At 44.2% G+C, this 18,283-nt stretch carries 16 protein-coding genes, 1 tRNA gene and 1 pseudogene; 12 read left to right on the plus strand and 6 right to left on the minus strand.

The window, feature by feature from the left end:
- Positions 1–164: 164 nt before the first annotated feature.
- The gene (gene lolA1, locus AC5RDS_RS14660) at positions 165–797 is read right to left on the minus strand and encodes an outer membrane lipoprotein periplasmic chaperone LolA1 (RefSeq protein WP_022160673.1); all 633 of its coding nucleotides are present in this window, start codon (positions 795–797) and stop codon (positions 165–167) included.
- A gap of 121 nt (positions 798–918) precedes the next feature.
- On the opposite strand from lolA1, the gene cdaA reads away from it, so the two are divergent.
- On the plus strand, positions 919–1,704 hold the full coding sequence (gene cdaA / locus AC5RDS_RS14665) for a diadenylate cyclase CdaA (protein ID WP_013610587.1): 786 nt from the start codon (positions 919–921) through the stop codon (positions 1,702–1,704).
- Positions 1,705–1,780: 76 nt separating this feature from the next.
- Here the strand turns inward: cdaA and AC5RDS_RS14670 are convergent, their stop codons facing one another.
- Complete coding sequence (locus tag AC5RDS_RS14670; RefSeq protein ID WP_013610588.1) at positions 1,781–2,725, minus strand: phosphoribosylaminoimidazolesuccinocarboxamide synthase; 945 nt, start codon at positions 2,723–2,725, stop codon at positions 1,781–1,783.
- A 27-nt stretch (positions 2,726–2,752) separates the two neighbouring features.
- The gene (locus AC5RDS_RS14675) at positions 2,753–3,718 is read right to left on the minus strand and encodes a PhoH family protein (RefSeq protein ID WP_013610589.1); all 966 of its coding nucleotides are present in this window, start codon (positions 3,716–3,718) and stop codon (positions 2,753–2,755) included.
- Positions 3,719–3,899: 181 nt separating this feature from the next.
- Between AC5RDS_RS14675 and mazG the strand changes: the two genes are divergently transcribed.
- From mazG to AC5RDS_RS14705, 6 genes are all read left to right on the plus strand, one after another.
- Positions 3,900–4,688: a nucleoside triphosphate pyrophosphohydrolase gene (gene mazG / locus AC5RDS_RS14680; RefSeq protein ID WP_494222388.1), complete on the plus strand. Its 789-nt coding sequence runs from the start codon at positions 3,900–3,902 to the stop codon at positions 4,686–4,688.
- 10 nt (positions 4,689–4,698) lie between these two features.
- Positions 4,699–5,067, plus strand: coding sequence for a hypothetical protein (locus AC5RDS_RS14685; RefSeq protein ID WP_022160668.1), 369 nt, complete (start codon positions 4,699–4,701; stop codon positions 5,065–5,067).
- A 108-nt stretch (positions 5,068–5,175) separates the two neighbouring features.
- Positions 5,176–8,406: an FAD-dependent oxidoreductase gene (locus AC5RDS_RS14690; RefSeq protein ID WP_013610592.1), complete on the plus strand. Its 3,231-nt coding sequence runs from the start codon at positions 5,176–5,178 to the stop codon at positions 8,404–8,406.
- A 297-nt stretch (positions 8,407–8,703) separates the two neighbouring features.
- Positions 8,704–9,543: a CvfB family protein gene (locus AC5RDS_RS14695; RefSeq protein WP_013610593.1), complete on the plus strand. Its 840-nt coding sequence runs from the start codon at positions 8,704–8,706 to the stop codon at positions 9,541–9,543.
- A 128-nt stretch (positions 9,544–9,671) separates the two neighbouring features.
- Entirely contained in the window at positions 9,672–10,040 is a 369-nt protein-coding gene (locus tag AC5RDS_RS14700) for an acyltransferase family protein (RefSeq protein WP_394370371.1), read from the plus strand.
- Between the two features lie 13 nt (positions 10,041–10,053).
- On the plus strand, positions 10,054–10,428 hold the full coding sequence (locus tag AC5RDS_RS14705; RefSeq protein WP_394370372.1) for an acyltransferase family protein: 375 nt from the start codon (positions 10,054–10,056) through the stop codon (positions 10,426–10,428).
- A gap of 546 nt (positions 10,429–10,974) precedes the next feature.
- On the opposite strand, the pseudogene AC5RDS_RS14710 reads toward AC5RDS_RS14705, so the two are convergent.
- The 3 genes and pseudogenes from AC5RDS_RS14710 to AC5RDS_RS14720 all read right to left on the minus strand — a co-directional run.
- Positions 10,975–11,622: pseudogene (locus tag AC5RDS_RS14710) on the minus strand (cell division ATP-binding protein FtsE); the annotation flags it as partial.
- A 44-nt stretch (positions 11,623–11,666) separates the two neighbouring features.
- A complete protein-coding gene (gene rpe / locus AC5RDS_RS14715; protein WP_013610595.1) occupies positions 11,667–12,326 on the minus strand; it encodes a ribulose-phosphate 3-epimerase in 660 nt (219 codons plus the stop codon).
- A 24-nt stretch (positions 12,327–12,350) separates the two neighbouring features.
- Positions 12,351–12,884, minus strand: a complete 534-nt coding sequence (locus tag AC5RDS_RS14720) for a gamma carbonic anhydrase family protein (protein ID WP_013610596.1) — start codon at positions 12,882–12,884, stop codon at positions 12,351–12,353.
- Positions 12,885–13,111: 227 nt separating this feature from the next.
- Here AC5RDS_RS14720 and AC5RDS_RS14725 point away from each other — a divergent pair, with 227 nt between their 5' ends.
- From AC5RDS_RS14725 to AC5RDS_RS14745, 5 genes are all read left to right on the plus strand, one after another.
- Positions 13,112–13,537, plus strand: a complete 426-nt coding sequence (locus tag AC5RDS_RS14725; RefSeq protein ID WP_228026195.1) for an Hsp20/alpha crystallin family protein — start codon at positions 13,112–13,114, stop codon at positions 13,535–13,537.
- A 170-nt stretch (positions 13,538–13,707) separates the two neighbouring features.
- Positions 13,708–13,780 (plus strand) — tRNA-Gly (locus tag AC5RDS_RS14730).
- Between the two features lie 213 nt (positions 13,781–13,993).
- Positions 13,994–16,105, plus strand: a complete 2,112-nt coding sequence (locus tag AC5RDS_RS14735; protein ID WP_493592248.1) for an HRDC domain-containing protein — start codon at positions 13,994–13,996, stop codon at positions 16,103–16,105.
- Positions 16,106–16,184: 79 nt separating this feature from the next.
- Positions 16,185–17,081: an ROK family protein gene (locus AC5RDS_RS14740; RefSeq protein WP_022161212.1), complete on the plus strand. Its 897-nt coding sequence runs from the start codon at positions 16,185–16,187 to the stop codon at positions 17,079–17,081.
- Positions 17,082–17,227: 146 nt separating this feature from the next.
- Complete coding sequence (locus AC5RDS_RS14745) at positions 17,228–18,277, plus strand: DUF2776 domain-containing protein (protein ID WP_087394673.1); 1,050 nt, start codon at positions 17,228–17,230, stop codon at positions 18,275–18,277.
- Positions 18,278–18,283 lie beyond the last annotated feature (6 nt).

The following is an 18,283-nucleotide window of genomic DNA, read 5'->3' on the forward strand; positions in this document are numbered from 1 at the left end:
AATTTTCGCACAATTGCCCCGTCCCCGTGATTCTATAATAGGTTAATGTAATCTGTCCAACTTTTCGGGGGGGCAGTTCAGAATCGGAACGGTATAGAAAAAATAAGTCTAAATTATAGGTATAAATAATATGTAAATACTGTAATTTATATGGGATAAAATTTTTATCTGAGATCGATAACTTCTACTTCCGGATGTTTAGCCGGGTCGAATTTAAAGAATGAATCGGCAGGTACGGGTGAACTTTGTTTGATGGATTTGATTGTGATCAGGACATTGTTTCCGTCTTTGCCGAAAGAGGTTACTTTTTGTATCGATGAAGTGGCCGGATTTACCCAGATACCGATTTTTGTAAAGTTACGGCTTTTATCTGTAGGAAAAAGTTCGATGTAGGTTATGTCGTTGCCCGTGCTGACCAGTTTTTGGTCGAATCCTTGGTTGTGGATATCGAAAAGTGTCGTCGGATTCAACATCTCTTCTTCTTCTTCATTGGGATTTTTGATGTTGACTTCCTGTACTTCCGGCATATAGGTATAGATATTTTTCCCGTCGTAATAGTTTTCAACGTCCATCACGTTGAGTTTATAAAGATTTCCCTTCATCCAGGCTTTTCCTTCGTGCATTTCATGGATATTTTCGCTGGGGTTTTCCATCGTTAGGGTAAAGTCGATTTCTGCTGCCGGGTAAGCTTTGAATTTTGCAGCTGCTTTATCCAATATTTCTTTTGCTTTCGGGTCGTTTTGTGCAAATACTGCATAAGCGAGGAGCACAAATAGAAGGGTCATAAAATATCGCATAATAAAAAGTTTTAATGTGTTCTGATCCTATTTTGTAATTTCATTACGGCAAAGATACAGAATGTACCGTATATTCTGAAATTTTATTTAGATTTGTATGGTGAAATAAGTTTAAGGACCTATGTTGTTATTTATCAAGCTCGGCTTTTTCGATATACTGGATATTCTGATCGTTGCTTTTATTTTTTATCAGATTTATCGTTTGGTGAAGGGGACGGTAGCGATTAATATCTTTGCCGGAATTTTTACGTTTTATGTGGCCTGGTTGTTGGTGAGGGCGTTGAATATGGAGCTGATCACCTCCATTATGGGGCAGTTTTTCGGTATGGGAATGATCGCCCTGCTGATCGTTTTTCAACAGGAAGTCCGCCGGTTTTTATTGCTGGTGGGTAGTAAATATAATTTGCAGAATATTTTCAATCTGGAGAAATTGTTTGCCAAGCCTGTGATCAAGGAAGATGTATCGGATGCTATCGTCGAGGCCTGTGTGAATTTTTCGGCTTCGAAGACGGGGGCTTTGATTGTTTTTCAGCAAAATACCGAATTGTACAATTATGCCCAGACAGGGGTCATGATGAAAGCGAAGGTGACCGATGAATTGATTGAAAATATTTTTTTCAAGAATACGCCTTTACACGATGGAGCCGTTATCATCAATGAAAATAAGATTTTAGCCGCCCGTTGTATTCTTCCGGTCTCCGATCGCCGGGATATTCCCGGAAGTATGGGATTGCGGCATCGGGCTGCTTTGGGACTCAGTGGGGTGAGCGATGCTTATGTGGTTGTCGTGAGCGAAGAAACCGGAAATATCACTTTCTTTAAAGACGGAAGTTTTAAAGTAAAAGTGAGTCCCGAGGAATTGAAAAAATTTTTGAGCAACGATTTCTCCGGCTTTGTGGTGAAATAATGTGATTTGCCCGGCCGGTGGTAGTAAAACAGGGGTCCTGCATACAGAACCCCTCTTTTGACGGTAAGCGGTTGGTTTATAAAGTTTTCAGACAAGCGTTGACATTGTCTTCGATTCGTTTCAGCACATGGGTAGAATCGGCTTTTACGAATTTCTGGCCTGTGATGTGTTCATATAATTCGATGTAACGATCGGTAATTCCGGCAACTACTGCGGGAGTCATTTCCGGTACTTTTTGTCCGGCTTGTCCCTGAAAGCCGTTATCCATCAACCATTCACGAACGAATTCTTTGGATAATTGTTTTTGTTTTTCACCTTTGGCGAAACGTTCTTCATACCCTTCTGCATAGAAATAACGGGAAGAATCCGGTGTATGGATTTCGTCGATCAGGTAAATCCGACCGTTTTTCTTTCCGAATTCATATTTGGTATCTACCAAAATCAATCCTTTCTCGGCTGCAATTTCTGTCCCGCGTTGGAATAAGGCATAGGTGTATTTTTCCATCAGCTCGTAATCTTCGCGGCTAACTAAGCCTTGAGCGATGATTTCTTCTTTGGAAATATTTTCGTCATGACCTTCATCGGCTTTTGTCGTGGGAGTGATCAGAGGAGAGTCGAATTTTTGATTTTCTCTCATTCCTTCGGGTAAGGGCAGACCGCAAAGGGTACGTTCTCCGGATTTATAAGCCCGCCAGGAACTTCCGGTCAGGTAACCCCGGATCACCATTTCTACTTTGAACGGTTCGCATTTATGTCCGACAGTAACCATCGGGTCCGGTGTGGCTATTTTCCAGTTCGGAACGATATCTGCGGTTGCATCCAGGAATTTAGATGCGATTTGATTCAATACCTGCCCTTTGTAAGGCACTCCTTCCGGCAATATGACGTCGAAGGCCGAAATTCGGTCTGAAACCACCATGACCAGATATTCATCATTGATATCATATACGTCACGCACTTTCCCTTTGTACACACTTTTTTGTCCCGGGAAACAGAAATCTGTTTTTACAATAGCATCCATAGAAATTATATTAAAAATTTAATCTATTTATTCTTCATTCTTTCCTTGCCGTTCTTCCTGCTCTTCATTGTAAGCTTTTACAATATCCTTCACCAGCCGGTGACGTACGATATCGTCGGAATTAAATTCCACGAAAGCGATGCCCTTGATGTCTTTCAGGATTTTGAAAGCATGAATGAGGCCCGAATCTCCACGCCGGGGTAAGTCGATCTGACTCATATCACCGGTGATTACAAATTTTGCACTGATCCCCATTCGGGTTAAAAACATTTTCAACTGATTGCGGGTCGTATTCTGGGCTTCGTCGAGGATTACGAAAGAGTCGTTTAACGTGCGTCCTCTCATATAAGCCAGCGGAGCTATTTGGATAATTTCGGATTCCAGATATTCTTCCAGCTTTTTGGGCGGAATCATGTCCGACAGGGCGTCGTATAGAGGCTGAAGATAAGGATCTACCTTTTCTTTCATATCTCCGGGCAGGAATCCCAGGTTTTCACCGGCCTCGACAGCCGGACGGCTTAACACGATCCGTTTCACTTCACGATTACGCAAAGCCCTTACAGCCAGGGCGATCGCTGTATAGGTTTTACCCGAACCGGCAGGACCGGTAGCGAACAATAAATCATTGGTTCTGGCCAGTTCTACCAGTTTACGCTGATTGGAGGTACGGGCACGGATCGCTTTACCGGCATTCCCGTATAAAATCACCGATTCGGTATCTTCCGGATCGGCGACAACATGATCTTCCAGGATGATCCGTTTCAGATTCGCTACCGTGAGCATATTATAACGGTGGTAGTGCTCGAGTAAAGCAATGATTTTAGTATTTAAAATTTCTATATCGTTGATTTCTCCCTGGATAATAATTTCATCTCCCCGGGCTGTGATCTTCAGTTTGGGAAAATACTCTTTTAATAGATTGAATTTTGAATTGTTAACTCCGTAGAAATCAATGGGATCTATATTCCCTATACTTATTCTTTTCTCAATCATGCAATCTTCAATAAATATAACAAAGGTACTACCTTTTTTATGATATGTGAGGGCAGATACCGATTTTTTTTAATCACAAAAATACGTTATTTTTGCAGCCACGAATTGGTGAGAAATGCATGAGGCTGTCGGGTAAGCTGTCCCGGAAGGAGGTAGAGATAACCTCTTTGACTAGTTATTTATGGAAGATCTGGAAAAGAAAAAAGAGGCTTTTGCCGAATTACTGGAAGTGATCGCAACACTTCGCGTCGAGTGTCCCTGGGATAGAAAACAGACGATGGAATCGTTGAGGGCTTTGTCGATCGAAGAGGTGTATGAACTGGGAGATGCTATTCTGACAGGAGACATGGCCGAAGTGAAGAAAGAATTGGGGGATTTGTTGATGCATATCGTATTTTATGCCCAGATAGGCAGTGAAAAAGAAGCTTTCGACATCACCGATGTGCTGAATAGTATCTGTGAGAAATTGAAATACCGGCATCCTCATATTTATGGCGAGGTGAAAGTGGATAGTGCTGAAGAGGTATTGCAAAATTGGGAGCAGTTGAAATTGAAGGAAAAAGGGCGGAAACACCGGGTATTGGAAGGGGTTCCCGTGTCATTGCCGGCTTTGGTAAAGGCTTATCGTATACAGGACAAAGCGCGGGGAGCCGGGTTCGACTGGAAACAAAAGGAGGAGGTATGGACCAAAGTAAAAGAGGAACTGCAAGAGTTCGAGACAGAAATAGCGAAAGCCGACCAGGAAAAGATGGAGCAGGAATTCGGGGATTTTTTGTTTTCGATTATCAATGTAGCCCGCTTATACGGTATTAATCCCGAGAATGCATTGGAAAAGACAAACCGGAAATTTATCCGCCGTTTCGGTTATGTGGAAGATAAAGCGAAAGAGACAGGAAAAAATTTATCGGATATGAGCCTGGAAGAGATGGAGGTTTATTGGCAGGAAGCAAAAGGGAGAGAACAGAAATAGGGGGTAAAAGATGGATTTGACAGGGAAATGGAGATATATCGAGAATTACGGCTACGGTGTCGCTGAAGGTGAGCTTTACCTGAAACAGAAAGGACAAACGCTGGCCGGCAGGATCGTGTTTACGGATAAAGTCGAAGGAGAGAGTTCTTATATGATACAAGAGTTTTTAAAAGGAGAACTGGAAGGACGTAAAGTGCGACTGGAAGCCGTCGAGTTCGACATCATTCATTCGGAGTTTCCGATAACCTATCAGTTGGATCATTGGTTCGGGCTATTGGTCGATGACAATACGATTAAAGGAGTAAGTAAAGACGGACAAGGGGTGGAAGGATATTTTGAGTTTGAAAAAGTAGCTACTAGTTTGCCCATGGAAATTTGAAATGCCTGTCATACCGGTATACAAAATTCAGGAAAGTTGACGAAAGTCAGCTTTTTTTTTATTCTTTTCTTTTAAATTGCCCATGCTATTAATCTAAAACCAGTTATTATGTCAAAAATTAAAAAACATCCGGTGTTGGAAGTCCCGGTGAGGGATAAAGTCATCTTTAAATATAACGGGCAGGAGGTAGAAGGAGAGAAGGGATATACGATAGCTGCGGCATTGCATCGGGCAGGCTTTCCGGTGCATAGTCATAGTCTGGACGGGCGGGAACGTTCGCTGGAATGCGGTATCGGTAAATGTGGGGCTTGTGAAATGTTGGTGGATGGAAAAATCCGGCGAATTTGTATTACGAAAGTGGATGGAGTGAAGGAAGTGCGGGAAGTGACCGAAGATTTTATGGCCAGAAAGGTAAAACAACCGGTAGCCGATAAAAAGAAAATTTTGCGTACGACGGTGGTGATTATCGGGGCTGGACCTGCAGGACTTGCTGTTCGGGAAGAATTCAATAAATATGGTGTAGATAATATCGTCATCGATAATAACGATAAGACAGGAGGACAATTTACTATGCAAACCCATCAGTTTTTCTTTTTCGAAAAAGAAAAACGTTTTGGTGGGATGCGTGGATTCGATATAGCCAGGACATTGGCCGGAGAAAATACCGACGGTATTTATCTGAATTCTACGGTTTGGGATTTGCTCGAAGGGAAAAGGGTGGCCGTGAAAAATATACAGACCGAGGAGATATTTTTTGTCGATGCGGATTACCTGGTTGTTGCAACAGGTGCCGTGCCGTTTATGCCGGCTTTCGAGAACGATGACCTGCCGGGGGTATATACTGCCGCTGTCGTGCAGAAAATGATGAACAGCGAGTTGACCTTATTGGGTAAAAACGTCCTGACGATCGGTGCCGGTAATATCGGTTACCTGACCTCTTACCAGCTGATGCAGGCCGGAGTGCGTGTCAAGGCTATTCTGGAAGCGATGCCCCGGGAAGGGGGATTCCCGGTTCAGGCCAACCGGGTTAGGCGTTTGGCTATTCCGATTCTGACTTCGCATATGCTGTTGAAGGCAATCCCGAATAAAGAACATAATGGTATCGTCGGTGCGGTGATCGCCCGGTGTGAAAACTTCCGTCCGGTTCCGGGTACGGAAAAGGTGATCGAAGGAATCGATGTTATCAATATTTGTACCGGATTGATCCCGGATAATCAGTTGCTCACCAAAGGAAAAGAGGTGTTCGGCGGACGTTGTTTTGCTGCCGGGGATGCGATCCGGATCGGTGAAGGGACCAGTGCGGTACTGAAAGGACGGCATACGGCGATGCAGATTATGATGGAACTAGGTGTACGGCTGGATTATGACGATTACCTTTTGTTGTCCAAAGAATACATCGATTCGCAGCAACATCCGGTGAAAGTATTGGAAGAACCCCGTTTGCCGGAAGAATCCAGACGGCTGGCCCGGGGATTCGTACAGGCGGATTGCCTGTATGGCTTTGCTTGTAACCCGTGTTCCTTTGCCTGTCCGCATGGTGCGATTACCAAAACTTCGACTTCCACGGTGCCGGTAATCGATTACGATAAGTGTATCGGTTGTATGGAATGCGTTTATCAGTGTCCCGGACTGGCTATTTTCGGTTATGATCTACGGAAAGACAATCTTTTCTTACCGATTGAATATGAAGCATATGAAGGGGCGGAAGTCTATCTGGTGAACAATAACGGGGAGATACTGGGAGAAGGAAAGATCGAAAAGATTCTGCATAAACCGAATAAAACGAATGTAGCCCGGGTAAAATCCCTGACAATACAAGGGGATGCCCTGACGCGGGTCAGGGGATTCGTTGTGAAAGACAATTACCCGGAACCTTTGCAGCCGAAACCTTTGTTGGAAGATACAGCAGGGCCCACCTATATTTGCCATTGTGATGATGTAAAACTGGAAGAAGTATTGCAAGTGATCGGGGACCGGACCTTTATTTCGATAGATGAAATCAAACATACGACCCACCTGGGCATGGGGCCCTGCCGTGGTAAACGGTGTATTCCCCGTTTGCGGACAGCGCTTCGCAGCAGAGGAATCGAATTGGTCGGAGATGCCACTCCCCGGGCTCCGCTGTCGAATCAATTGACCTTGGGTGAGATCGCACCTGCTAAAAAAGGAGATACTTATCTGGTAGCCAATCGGGATACCTTCAAGAAGATAGAAGTCAGTGCTTTGATTGCCGGAGGAGGTATTGCCGGAAGCTCGTTGTTCCGTTATATGGCAGAGGCAGGTATGAATCCGATATTGGTGAATGCCGACCGGGGATCGTCGTGGAGAAATATCGGCGGCGGACGTACGGCCTTCTCTTTACCCGAACTGGCAGAAATAGCGGCTCAGAATCATCATATTTTTAAAGAATTACAATATCTGTCCAATATCGATTACAAACCTATCCGGTACATCAGTTTTGCGCACGATGAGGAGACTTATAAAGCACTGGAAGCCAGCAAAGCCTGGTCGAAAGCGGAAATGATCGCTCCGAAGCAGTTCCGGGAAGAGATTTCTCCATATTTTAATGCTAATCCTAAAAAATATATTTCGGCCTTGGTATCGGAGGATTGCTGGCAGGCGACTCCCGGAAAAGTAGTAGACCTGGTACGTAATCTGGGAATAGCTGCCGGAGGGACGGTCATGGAGGATTGCCGGGTGCTCGAAGCTTGCCGGGAGGGGAAATATACCAGTGTTTTGGTACAGACCCACGATAAAAAATATGTGGAGTATCGTACCGAACATTTTGTAAATGCTTTGGGGAGCGGAGCCGGTAAATTGTGCGATAGTATGGGAATAGATGCCGGATTGTATCCTGTACGCCATCAGGCTTTCATTACCCGCCGTTTACCGATGTTAGGTAAACATGGGACGAATCTGGATATGTTGATCGACCGGCAGGATTACAAAGGTTTTTCTGCGGTTTATGGTCAACAGATTGCCTATACCGGCCAGATTATCGGTTGTGCTTCGCCGAAACTCGACGCTATGCGTATCGATAAGAATCTGAAAGTAAATACAAAAGCTTTTTTGGAAATCGTCAGCGAGATGTTCTCCGAATGGATTCCCGATTTGGCCGGCGTAGGAATACAAGCGGTATGGGCCGGATATTACACCGAACCCCGTTATATTGTCGATCCTGAATTGGGACTGTTCGTCGGAATGCGTGGACACGGATTCATGCTTTCGCAGTATATTGCCCGGATGTATGTCGACAAATTGCTGGGACGTCCTGTTCCGGAATATTTTGAAAAATTGAAACTGAACGGGCCCGGATTATCCGAAAAGGCGTTTAAATAAAAAGTTTGTAAGGTCTGTAAAGTTCATAAACCCTGCGGGCGCTTTTTTATGGTCACTGCAACGGCCGATCAGGCCTGAGCCTTCTCCGGAAAGGTGCCTGTAGGGATTTTCTGTTTGTCACTCCTCTCGCTCGGTTTGTGTTACCGTCGGGTTTTTTTTTTACGTATGTTCTGCTCGTATATACGGTAAATATATCGGAGAGCTGCGGATTAACATTCCGGGGATTTAAATTATTCTGAGTTTTATTCTTTATATTTGCCGCAGGTAGCAGGAGTAAAACGTTCAATTAATTTAGCCATGGTTGAAATAGGAAGATTTAATACTTTGACGGTAGTTAAAATCGTCGATTTTGGAGTTTATTTGGATGGGGGAGAACGCGGTGAGATCCTCATGCCGAAAGAATATGTCCCGGCCAATTGTTTCCCGGACGATGAAGTGAAGGCTTTTGTTTATTTCGATTCGGAGGACCGGATTGTTGCAACGACGGAACATCCCCATGTAATGGTCGGCGAATTTGCATTCCTGAAAGTGGTAGCTCTTAGTCCTGTCGGGGCTTTTCTGGATTGGGGATTGCGGAAGGACCTGCTGGTGCCTTTCCGGGAGCAGCGCGATCCGATGATAGAAGGGAAATCCTATTTGGTGTATGCTTATCTGGATAAAGCGTCCGACCGGATTGTCGCTTCGACGAAGATCGATAAGTACCTGGATCAGGTATTCCCGGAATACGAACCCCACGAGGAAGTAGAAGTGTTGATCGCCCGGAAGTCGGATCTGGGATACAATGTGATTGTGAATAATATGCATTGGGGATTGATCTATAATAATGAAATTTTTCAGCCGCTGAAGATCGGCCAAAAAATGAAAGGATATATTAAGGAAGTGCGGGAAGACGAAAAAATCGATGTAACCTTGCAGCTGCCCGGATATGCAAAAATAGAAGGTTTGGCCGGTATGGTGCTTGAAAAATTGAAAGATTACGGTGGCATTCTGGACCTCTCGGATAAAAGTGAGCCGGAGGAAATCTACAAGGTCTTCGGATGTAGTAAGAAAAATTATAAAAAGGCTTTGGGGACTTTACTGAAACAAAGACTGATCGAGATCGGTGATTCCGAAGTCCGGCTGAAAACAGAAGATTAAATTCGAAGCTTATACGGACATTGTTTTGGGGTATGGCCGGAATGATAGTTTGGGGGGATGCCGTATCTCCCGGCCAGAGGAAAAGGAGGAGCTGTGCTGGTGAAATGTAAATTGAAAAATGATTTTTAATGGGAACTGAATTGAATGCTAAACCACATTATTTAATTCTGGATGGTTTAAGAGGTATTGCTGCTATTCTGGTTGTATTTTTTCATTTGTTCGAAGCTCATTCGTCCGGCCACCTGGATCAGGTGATCAATCATGGTTATTTGGCCGTTGATTTTTTCTTTGTGCTTTCGGGGTTTGTGGTCGGTTATGCTTACGACGATCGTTGGAATAAGATGACTATCGGTGCCTTTTTTAAGCGTCGTCTGATCCGGTTGCAGCCGATGGTGGTGATGGGGATGTTTATCGGAGCTGTATTTTTCTTTTTCGGGAGCGACGCTATGTTTCCGGGGATTGACCGGCTTCCTGATCCGGACAAAATATGCTTTTGAAAAGTGTAGCGTATTGCTTTTCATCGTTCTGGCTATGCCTCGTTTAGGAGGAGAAAACCATTATTGGTTGAATGGATTGTATGAAGCTCTGTGTGTGATCGTTGTCTTCCCTTGGATCGTAGCGCTCGGAGCAGGCGGAAAGTTATCCGGGAGTCTGTTTTCGAAAGGTTGTGATTTTATGGGAAAGATTTCTTATCCGCTTTATATCGTTCACTATCCGGTTATCTATTTGTATTGGAGTTGGGTTACACCGAGACATTTGCCCTGGACATCGGTATGGCCTTCTACTATTTTGATTGCAGCGTTTTGTGTGATGATGGCTTATGCCTGTCTGAAATTGTATGACGAACCCGTAAGAGCGTGGTTGAAAAAGAAAATGGAAATCTGAACAAAGATTGTCCGAAAGTGGGAAATCTCACTTCGGGACAATCTCTGGAGTGGTTGTTCAGTCGATAAGTTCGACATCTAATGCCGGAGGCAGGTTTTGCTTTCCTTTTTTCTCCGGAAGCTCCTCCTGAATTTCCGGGATGTCTGTATTTTCTTCGGTTGCGACTTCTTGATCTTCCGGTTTGAGCTCGGGCAGATGCTCCAGCTCGTAGTCGAAGGCGGTGATTTCGGGGTAGTCGAGTTTGCCGATGAGGGTCATGATATCCCCGGTGGTATCTTCGGTTGTTTTTTTATCTTCGATCTCTGACGCCGCTTGTTCGGGCGTTTCTGTGAGATTGACCGTTTCTGAGGTTACTTCGACAATCGTAGCTGTTTCTGGCTCACTATTTACCGCAGTTGTATCTTCAGGTACCTCCTCCGTATTGGGGGGGGCAATCGTTCCGGCTTCAGAAGAGGGACCGGGGATAATTTCTTCTATCGGGGGTAAGGGAAGCACTTCCTCTGTACATTCGCAAGCCTTGGCCGGAGTCTTTTCGTAAAGTTCTCCGTGTTCACAACAGAATACCCGCCCCGGGAATTTTTCGATCAGGTCGTATTGGTGGGTAGCTATGATAATCGTTTTACCGGTGTCACAGATTTCTTTTAATAATTCCACCAACTGATAGGAGGTTTCCGGGTCGATGTTACCCGTCGGTTCGTCTGCCAGGATCAGGGGAGGGGCATTCAATAAAGCCCGGGCCAGTACGATACGTTGCTGTTCTCCGCCGGATAGCTGATGGGGCATCTTGGCTTGTTTGTCACTCATACCGACTTTCGTGAGTACGGTTTCAATCCGTTCCCTGATGGCTTTTTTATTTTTCCAGCCGGTAGCTTTCAAGACGAATTCCAGATTTTCATATACATTCCGGTCGATCAATAATTTGAAATCCTGAAAGACAATACCGCATTTCCGGCGTAGCAAGGGGATCTGTGATTTTTTGATTTTTTTTAATTGAAAACCGGCCACTTCAGCTTTCCCATATTCCAATGGCAATTCTGCATATAAAGTTTTCAGGAAGGAACTTTTCCCACTGCCTACTTTACCGATCAAATAGACAAATTCACCGCTTGCGATATCGATATTGACATTTTTGAGTATGGTGTTTTTTTGTTGGCGGATTACTCCCCCCTCCATTTTAATAATACTTTCTGCCATCTTACTGAAATACTAGGTTCAAATTTGAATATGTGTTCTAAGCCCTACTCCGTTTTTAAGTTCTTTAATCCTGCAATAGTCGCTTCCGGATCTTCGGATTTGAATACAAAACTTCCGGCAACTAACGCATCTGCCCCGGCAGTAACCAATTCCCGTCCGGTTTCGAAATTTACTCCTCCGTCGATTTCGATCAGGGTATGGCTATGGGTAGCCTGGATGAGTGCCTTGAGCTTTTTCACCTTTTCGAGCGAATGTTCGATAAATGATTGCCCTCCGAAACCGGGATTCACGCTCATGATCAGCACCACATCGATATCCTGTATAATGTCTTCGAGCAGGCTGACAGGAGTGTGGGGATTTAAAGCGACTCCGGCTTTCATACCCGAAGCTTTGATTTGTTGGAGCGTACGGTGCAAATGGGTAGACGCTTCCAGGTGAACGGTCAGGATGTCGGCTCCGGCTTTGTGAAATGCTTCGATATATCTTTCGGGTTGTACGATCATCAAATGAACATCGAGCGGTTTACGGGCTATTTTCTTGATTTGAGATACAACAGGTAAACCATAGGATATATTGGGCACGAATACGCCGTCCATGATGTCGAGATGAATCCAGTCGGCTTTACTCCGATCGACCATTTCCACGTCTTTGCCCAGGTTCATAAAATCGGCGGCTAAAAGCGAAGGAGAAACTATTACGCTCATATGCTTTGTTTTTTATGGTTTATTTTATTCGGCCTTCTGATTTTCGTCTTCGTACCAACTTGCATACATCGAGTAAGCATTCACAATTCTTTCAACTTCTCCTTTCAATAACTCTTCCCCCAATTGTTTCATTTTTTTGGCCGGTGTCCCGGCATATACCCAGCCTGATTCCACTACAGTACCTTTAGTGACTACACTGCCTGCCGCTACGATCGTATTGCTTTCAACCACAGCATCGTCGAGCACGATGGCCCCCATGCCGATCAGGACATTGTCTTTGATCGTACACCCGTGAATGACGGCATTATGTGCGATAGAGACATTATTTCCGATGTTTGTCGGCGATTTTTTATAAGTGGCGTGGATGGTGGCATTGTCTTGTATATTGACTTTATTACCGATCCGGATGGAGTGTACATCGCCGCGTAGCACAGCGCCGAACCAGATACTGCAATCGTCTCCCATTTCCACATCACCGATAATAGCTGCATTATCGGCTAAAAAACAGTTTTTCCCGAATTTAGGGGTATGTCCGTTTAATTTCTTTATAATAGCCATATTGTAAATAAAATTATTTTAAAATTAAAATGTAACTTTTTAAATCGTTACGGGCTTCGAAGTTACGAATAATGAGGAAAACGGCAATAAAATATGCTAATTTTCAGTTTTTCAATTTCAATTTTCGATTATTTAATGAATCGGGCGAAACTGACTGTATCGATTGGGCGTACAAGAGGGTGTAATCAGAAAAATAATTGAATATTGAAAGGAGGAAAGCAATGAATATGGTAAGAAGAAATAGTGAGATCAAACCGTTTTATTCTAATTTTCTGGATGATTTTTTGAATACCGGATTATCCGCTTTTGAAGACAGAAGAGGTGTTCCGGCATTGAATGTCAAAGAAGATGAAAAGGAACTCGCCTTGGAACTGAGAGTTCCGGGAATGAAAAAAGAAGATATCCATCTGGATTATAAAGATGGAATCTTAACGATATCCGGTGAGAAAAATGAAGAAAAAGAGGAGAAGGACAGAGATAAATATCTGAGAAGGGAGTTTACTTCTTATTCTTTCCATCGGAGTTTCGAACTACCTGAAGAGAGATATGATGTTGCAAAGGCGCAGGCTGCCTATAAAGACGGTATCCTGGAAGTGACTTTGCCGAAAAAGGAGCAGAAAGATAAAGTGAGCAGACAAATTGAGGTGAAGTAGGTAGTTTGATTTTAGTGGTCAGCCGGTCCTTACGAGGATCGGCTGATTTTTGCTTCTTGATAATCAGAGAAATAAAAAAATAGTTGATTTTTTTTGTCAAAATATTTGGAGAAATATATAAAATCCACTTATCTTTGCACCGTCAAAACGAAACAGTTGTTTGAAATTATGCGAAAATAGCTCAGTTGGTAGAGCACGACCTTGCCAAGGTCGGGGTCGCGGGTTCGAGTCCCGTTTTTCGCTCACTTTTTAAAAGCCGGATATTATCCGGCTTTTTTTATAGCCTACGGGGACGGGGATGAGCTATTGGGGGAACACTATCGTAAAATTGTCGGAAATTTTGAAATTCGTCATTACAAAAATAAAAATTACTGAGATTTACACACTTTTGGAAATACTATTTTTGGCTATGGCCCTAAATTTCGTAATTTTGTTGCACTATGATGTTGCGTCGATATGGAAACGAATCCCCAATTAGAGCTTGCTTTTAATTTTCTGGAATATACCGGTACCAGTATTTTTTTGACCGGTAAGGCCGGTACAGGAAAAACGACATTTTTACGGGAGTTGAAGCGACGTTCGCCTAAACGAATGATTGTTGTCGCTCCTACCGGTGTGGCAGCGATCAATGCCGGGGGAGTTACCATTCATTCATTTTTTCAATTGCCTTTCGGACCTTATGTTCCGGGTAGAACCGAAGAAAACTGCTCGGGTGAGAAACGGTTTAACCATAAATTCGGCCGGGAGAAAATCAATATTATCCGGAGCATGGATTTGCTGGTCATCGATGAGATCAGTATGGTCAGGGCAGATTTGTTGGATGCGGTGAGTGATATGCTCTGCCGCTACAGAGACCGGAGCAAACCGTTCGGCGGGGTACAGTTGTTGATGATCGGCGATTTGCAGCAATTGGCACCTGTCGTGAAAGAAGAGGAATGGGGGATATTGAAGCATATTTATCCGTCTCCTTTCTTTTTTTGCAGCAAAGCATTGCAGACGGTCGCGTATCAGTGTATCGAATTGACTCACGTATACCGGCAGTCGGATTCGGTATTCATCCATTTACTCAATAAGATCCGGGATAACCAGGTGGATCTGGCTACCTTGAAGGCCTTGAACAGCAGATATATACCCGGATTCAATCCGGATGATTCCGAAGGATATATTACGCTGACAACTCATAATTACCAGGCTCAGCAGATCAATAACCGCAAACTGGATGCGCTTGAAGGAAGGGCTTATACCTATTCGGCGGAGGTGAAAGACGATTTTCCCGAATATGCTTTCCCGACAGATCAGCATTTGGTATTGAAAAAAGGGGCTCAGGTTATGTTTGTGAAGAATGATTCGTCGGCTGAGAAGCGGTATTATAACGGAAAAATCGGACGGATTACAGCGATCAGTGCCGACAATATCCTGGTGAGATGCGGGGACGAAAAGGACGCGATTACAGTAACCCGGGAAGAGTGGACCAATACCAAATACAGTATCAACGCTGAAACACAGGAAATTTCAGAGACTGTCGCAGGTAGTTTTAAACAATATCCCTTGAAAACGGCCTGGGCGATTACCATTCATAAGAGTCAGGGGTTGACTTTCGAAAAAGCTATTGTCAATGCGGGAGCTGCCTTTACGCATGGGCAGGTGTATGTCGCTTTGAGCCGGTGTAAAAGTCTGGAAGGGTTGGTTTTGGGAACACCTTTACGTCCCGAGGCTCTGATCAACGATCAGGTGGTGAAGCATTTTACGGATGAAGTTTCCCGGAATCAGCCCGGACCGATGCAGTTGGAAGATGCACGCAGGGCCTATTATTTACAGTTGTTGAAAGAACTGTTCGATTATAGTGGTGTACTTAAACGCCTGCAACATGTAGCTTGGGTATTCGGAGAACATTTGTGGAAATTATACCCCGAGTTAACCAAGCGTTGCCGGGAGGTCAGGGAGTTGTGTCATAGCGAATTGACGGAGGTGGGAGAAAAATTTCAGATGCAGCTGGAGCGTCTGATCGAAGGGGCTGCAAATTACGATACCGATCGGCAGGTCGGGGAAAGGATAGCTAAAGGAGTTGCTTACTTCAGCGAACAGACCGGCCGGCATATCGTAGCTTTCTTAGAGAGTGCACAACCCGAAATCGATAATAAAGACGTACGTAAAACAGTCGGGGAAGCTTTGGAAAAATTGAGGTTGGAAGTGGGGGTGAAGATAGAGACTCTGGAGGCTGTGAAAGAAGGGTTTGAAGTGAAGGCCTATTTAATGGCGAAAGCGAAGGCTGTATTGGAAAAACCGAAACCCCGGGCCAGGAAGACCACCGAAAAACTGGAGGTCGGAGAAGATGTTTTGCATCCGAAATTATACAATGCCTTGCGTTTGTGGCGGAAGGAGGAAGCGATGCGTCTGGGATTGCCGGCCTATACCGTTTTGCAGCAGAAAGCTTTGCTGGGGGTGGCCAACACGCTGCCGACAACAGGGAAAGAATTACTGGCTATACCGGGGATCGGGAAAAAGGTCGCGGAACGTTATGGGGCTGCCTTGCTGGAAATGGTGGATCATTACCGGCTGAATATTTAAAGGATAGAAATTTGATATGTGGAAATAAATTTTCACATTTGTACTTCAATGAATTACTAAACTTATAAAAGAATAGATAATGGAAGATATTTATGTGCTGGGTGTGGATATCGGAGGGTCACACATTGCTTGTCAGCTTGTTAATTTGAGCGACTGTAGTTTGATCGAAAATACGTATGCCGAAGTTAAAGTGGCTGAAAATCAAAGTGCCGGTATTATTCTGGCAGCTTGGGAAAAAGCGTTGAAAGAGTGTATGGGTAAAGCGGCAGGTAAGATTATCCGTGGAATTGGAGTCGCTATGCCATCACCTTTCGATTTTGTGCAGGGGATCGCTATGGCCGATCACAAATTCGCTTCTCTGAAAGGACTGAATATCCGTCAGGAGTTGAGCCGTGTTACAGGCATCCTGCCTTCTTCTATTTTATTTACGAACGATGCCGCTGCTTTCGGTATGGGCGCCTGGAGATTGAACGGAAGCCGTGACCGCCATTTGATCGGAGTGACTTTGGGTACCGGTTTCGGAGCTTGTTTTATCGTAGACGGTTGTTATGCTACTTATGGCCCCGGAGTGCCTATCGGAGGAGAACTGTGGAATTATCCGTTCCGTGGGGTGATCGCTGAGGATTATGTTTCTACCCGCTGGTTCGAAAAGCGTTTTGCCGAATTGACCGGAGAGGCGATTCACGGGGTGAAAGGAATGATCGATTTATACCAGGCCGGTAAATATAAAACAGAGACCGAGCAGGTCTTCCGCGAATTTTCGAATTCTTTCGGAGAGATCATGGTGCCCTTTATGACCCGATTTAATGCCGATATGCTGGTGATCGGAGGAGGTATGGTACTTTCCGAACAGTATTTCCTGCCTTTGATCAGTCAATATATGAAAGCCAACGGGATCAATGCTTCTATCATGACGGTCGCCGATACAACGACTGCAATTATTGCGGGAGCTGCTGCTTTATGTGATTTGATATAAAAGAAATTGGATCAGATATTTAGGTATCGATTTAGCGATGGGCTGGAATAGAACCGGTTCATTAATAAATCGATACAAAATAACCGAAGAACTTTTATCCGGAGCTTTCCGTATACCGTGTGAGTTTAATTTTCAAATATTGAATTATGAATCACGGTATCAGTATTTTGTTTCGGGTAATTCCCGTTGTGATGGCATTTATTTGTTTTTTTCTCGGCGGGTTTATTTTTTTGTATGGAGACGATGGAGCCAGGCAGGTTGCCGGACCTGTTGTTTTTTTTCTGGGAGCTATTGGTCTGGCTTTGTTTGCGACTGCTGCAACTATTATCCGGCAATTGATCCATAAATTCCATACGGTTTTAAAATATATTATTCCCGGTTTCGGATATGTTGTAGCTTTCTTAACAATAGCATCGGGGATTTGGATTTTCGGTTTTGCTGAAAATTCCAATTTCATTGTTTCAGGCCATGTCGTGGCCGGAGTCGGTTTGATCACAGCTTGCGTTTCTACAGCAGCAACTTCTTCTACAAAATTTTATTTAATACCGGCCAATTCGGCTAATGCGACGAATGAAGTCAATAAAGAAGGTTTTTCTGTAATGACACAGAATGTATTGATCGGTTTGACTTTATTGTTTTCCTTGACCGCCTGGGTTTGGGCGATTGTGTTGTTATCCCGGATCGGTGAAGGGGCTTATTTTTTGGTAGCCGGTACTGTGATGGGAGGATTGGCTTGTATTTGTACCAGCCTGATTGCTTTGGTGGCCAGTATCGCCAAACAGATCCGGAATACTTATGGAGAAAGTGACCGTAAAAATTGGCCGAAATTGGTTTTGGTGATGGGAACGGTGGCTTTTATCTGGGGATTGGTCGTTATTCTTGCTATGGCCGGGAATGTGGCCAATACCACCGGTTTCATCATGATGGGCTTGGGATTGGTTTGTTTCAGCATCTCCAGTAAAGTAATTTTGTTGGCCAAAGTGTGGAAACAGAGTTTTGCTTTAGCCAACCGGATTCCGTTGATTCCGGTACTGACTGCTTTGTTGTGTTTGTTTTTAGCTGCCTTTCTGTTTGAGGAAGGGTTGTATGACAATGCATTTTTTGTTCCGGCCCGGGTATTGGTCGGGTTAGGAGCGATCTGTTTTTGTTTATTCTCTATTGTGAGTATTCTGGAGAGCGGCACCTCTAAAAAATGAGAGTGG

It is taken from the genome of Odoribacter sp., from assembly GCF_985060555.1.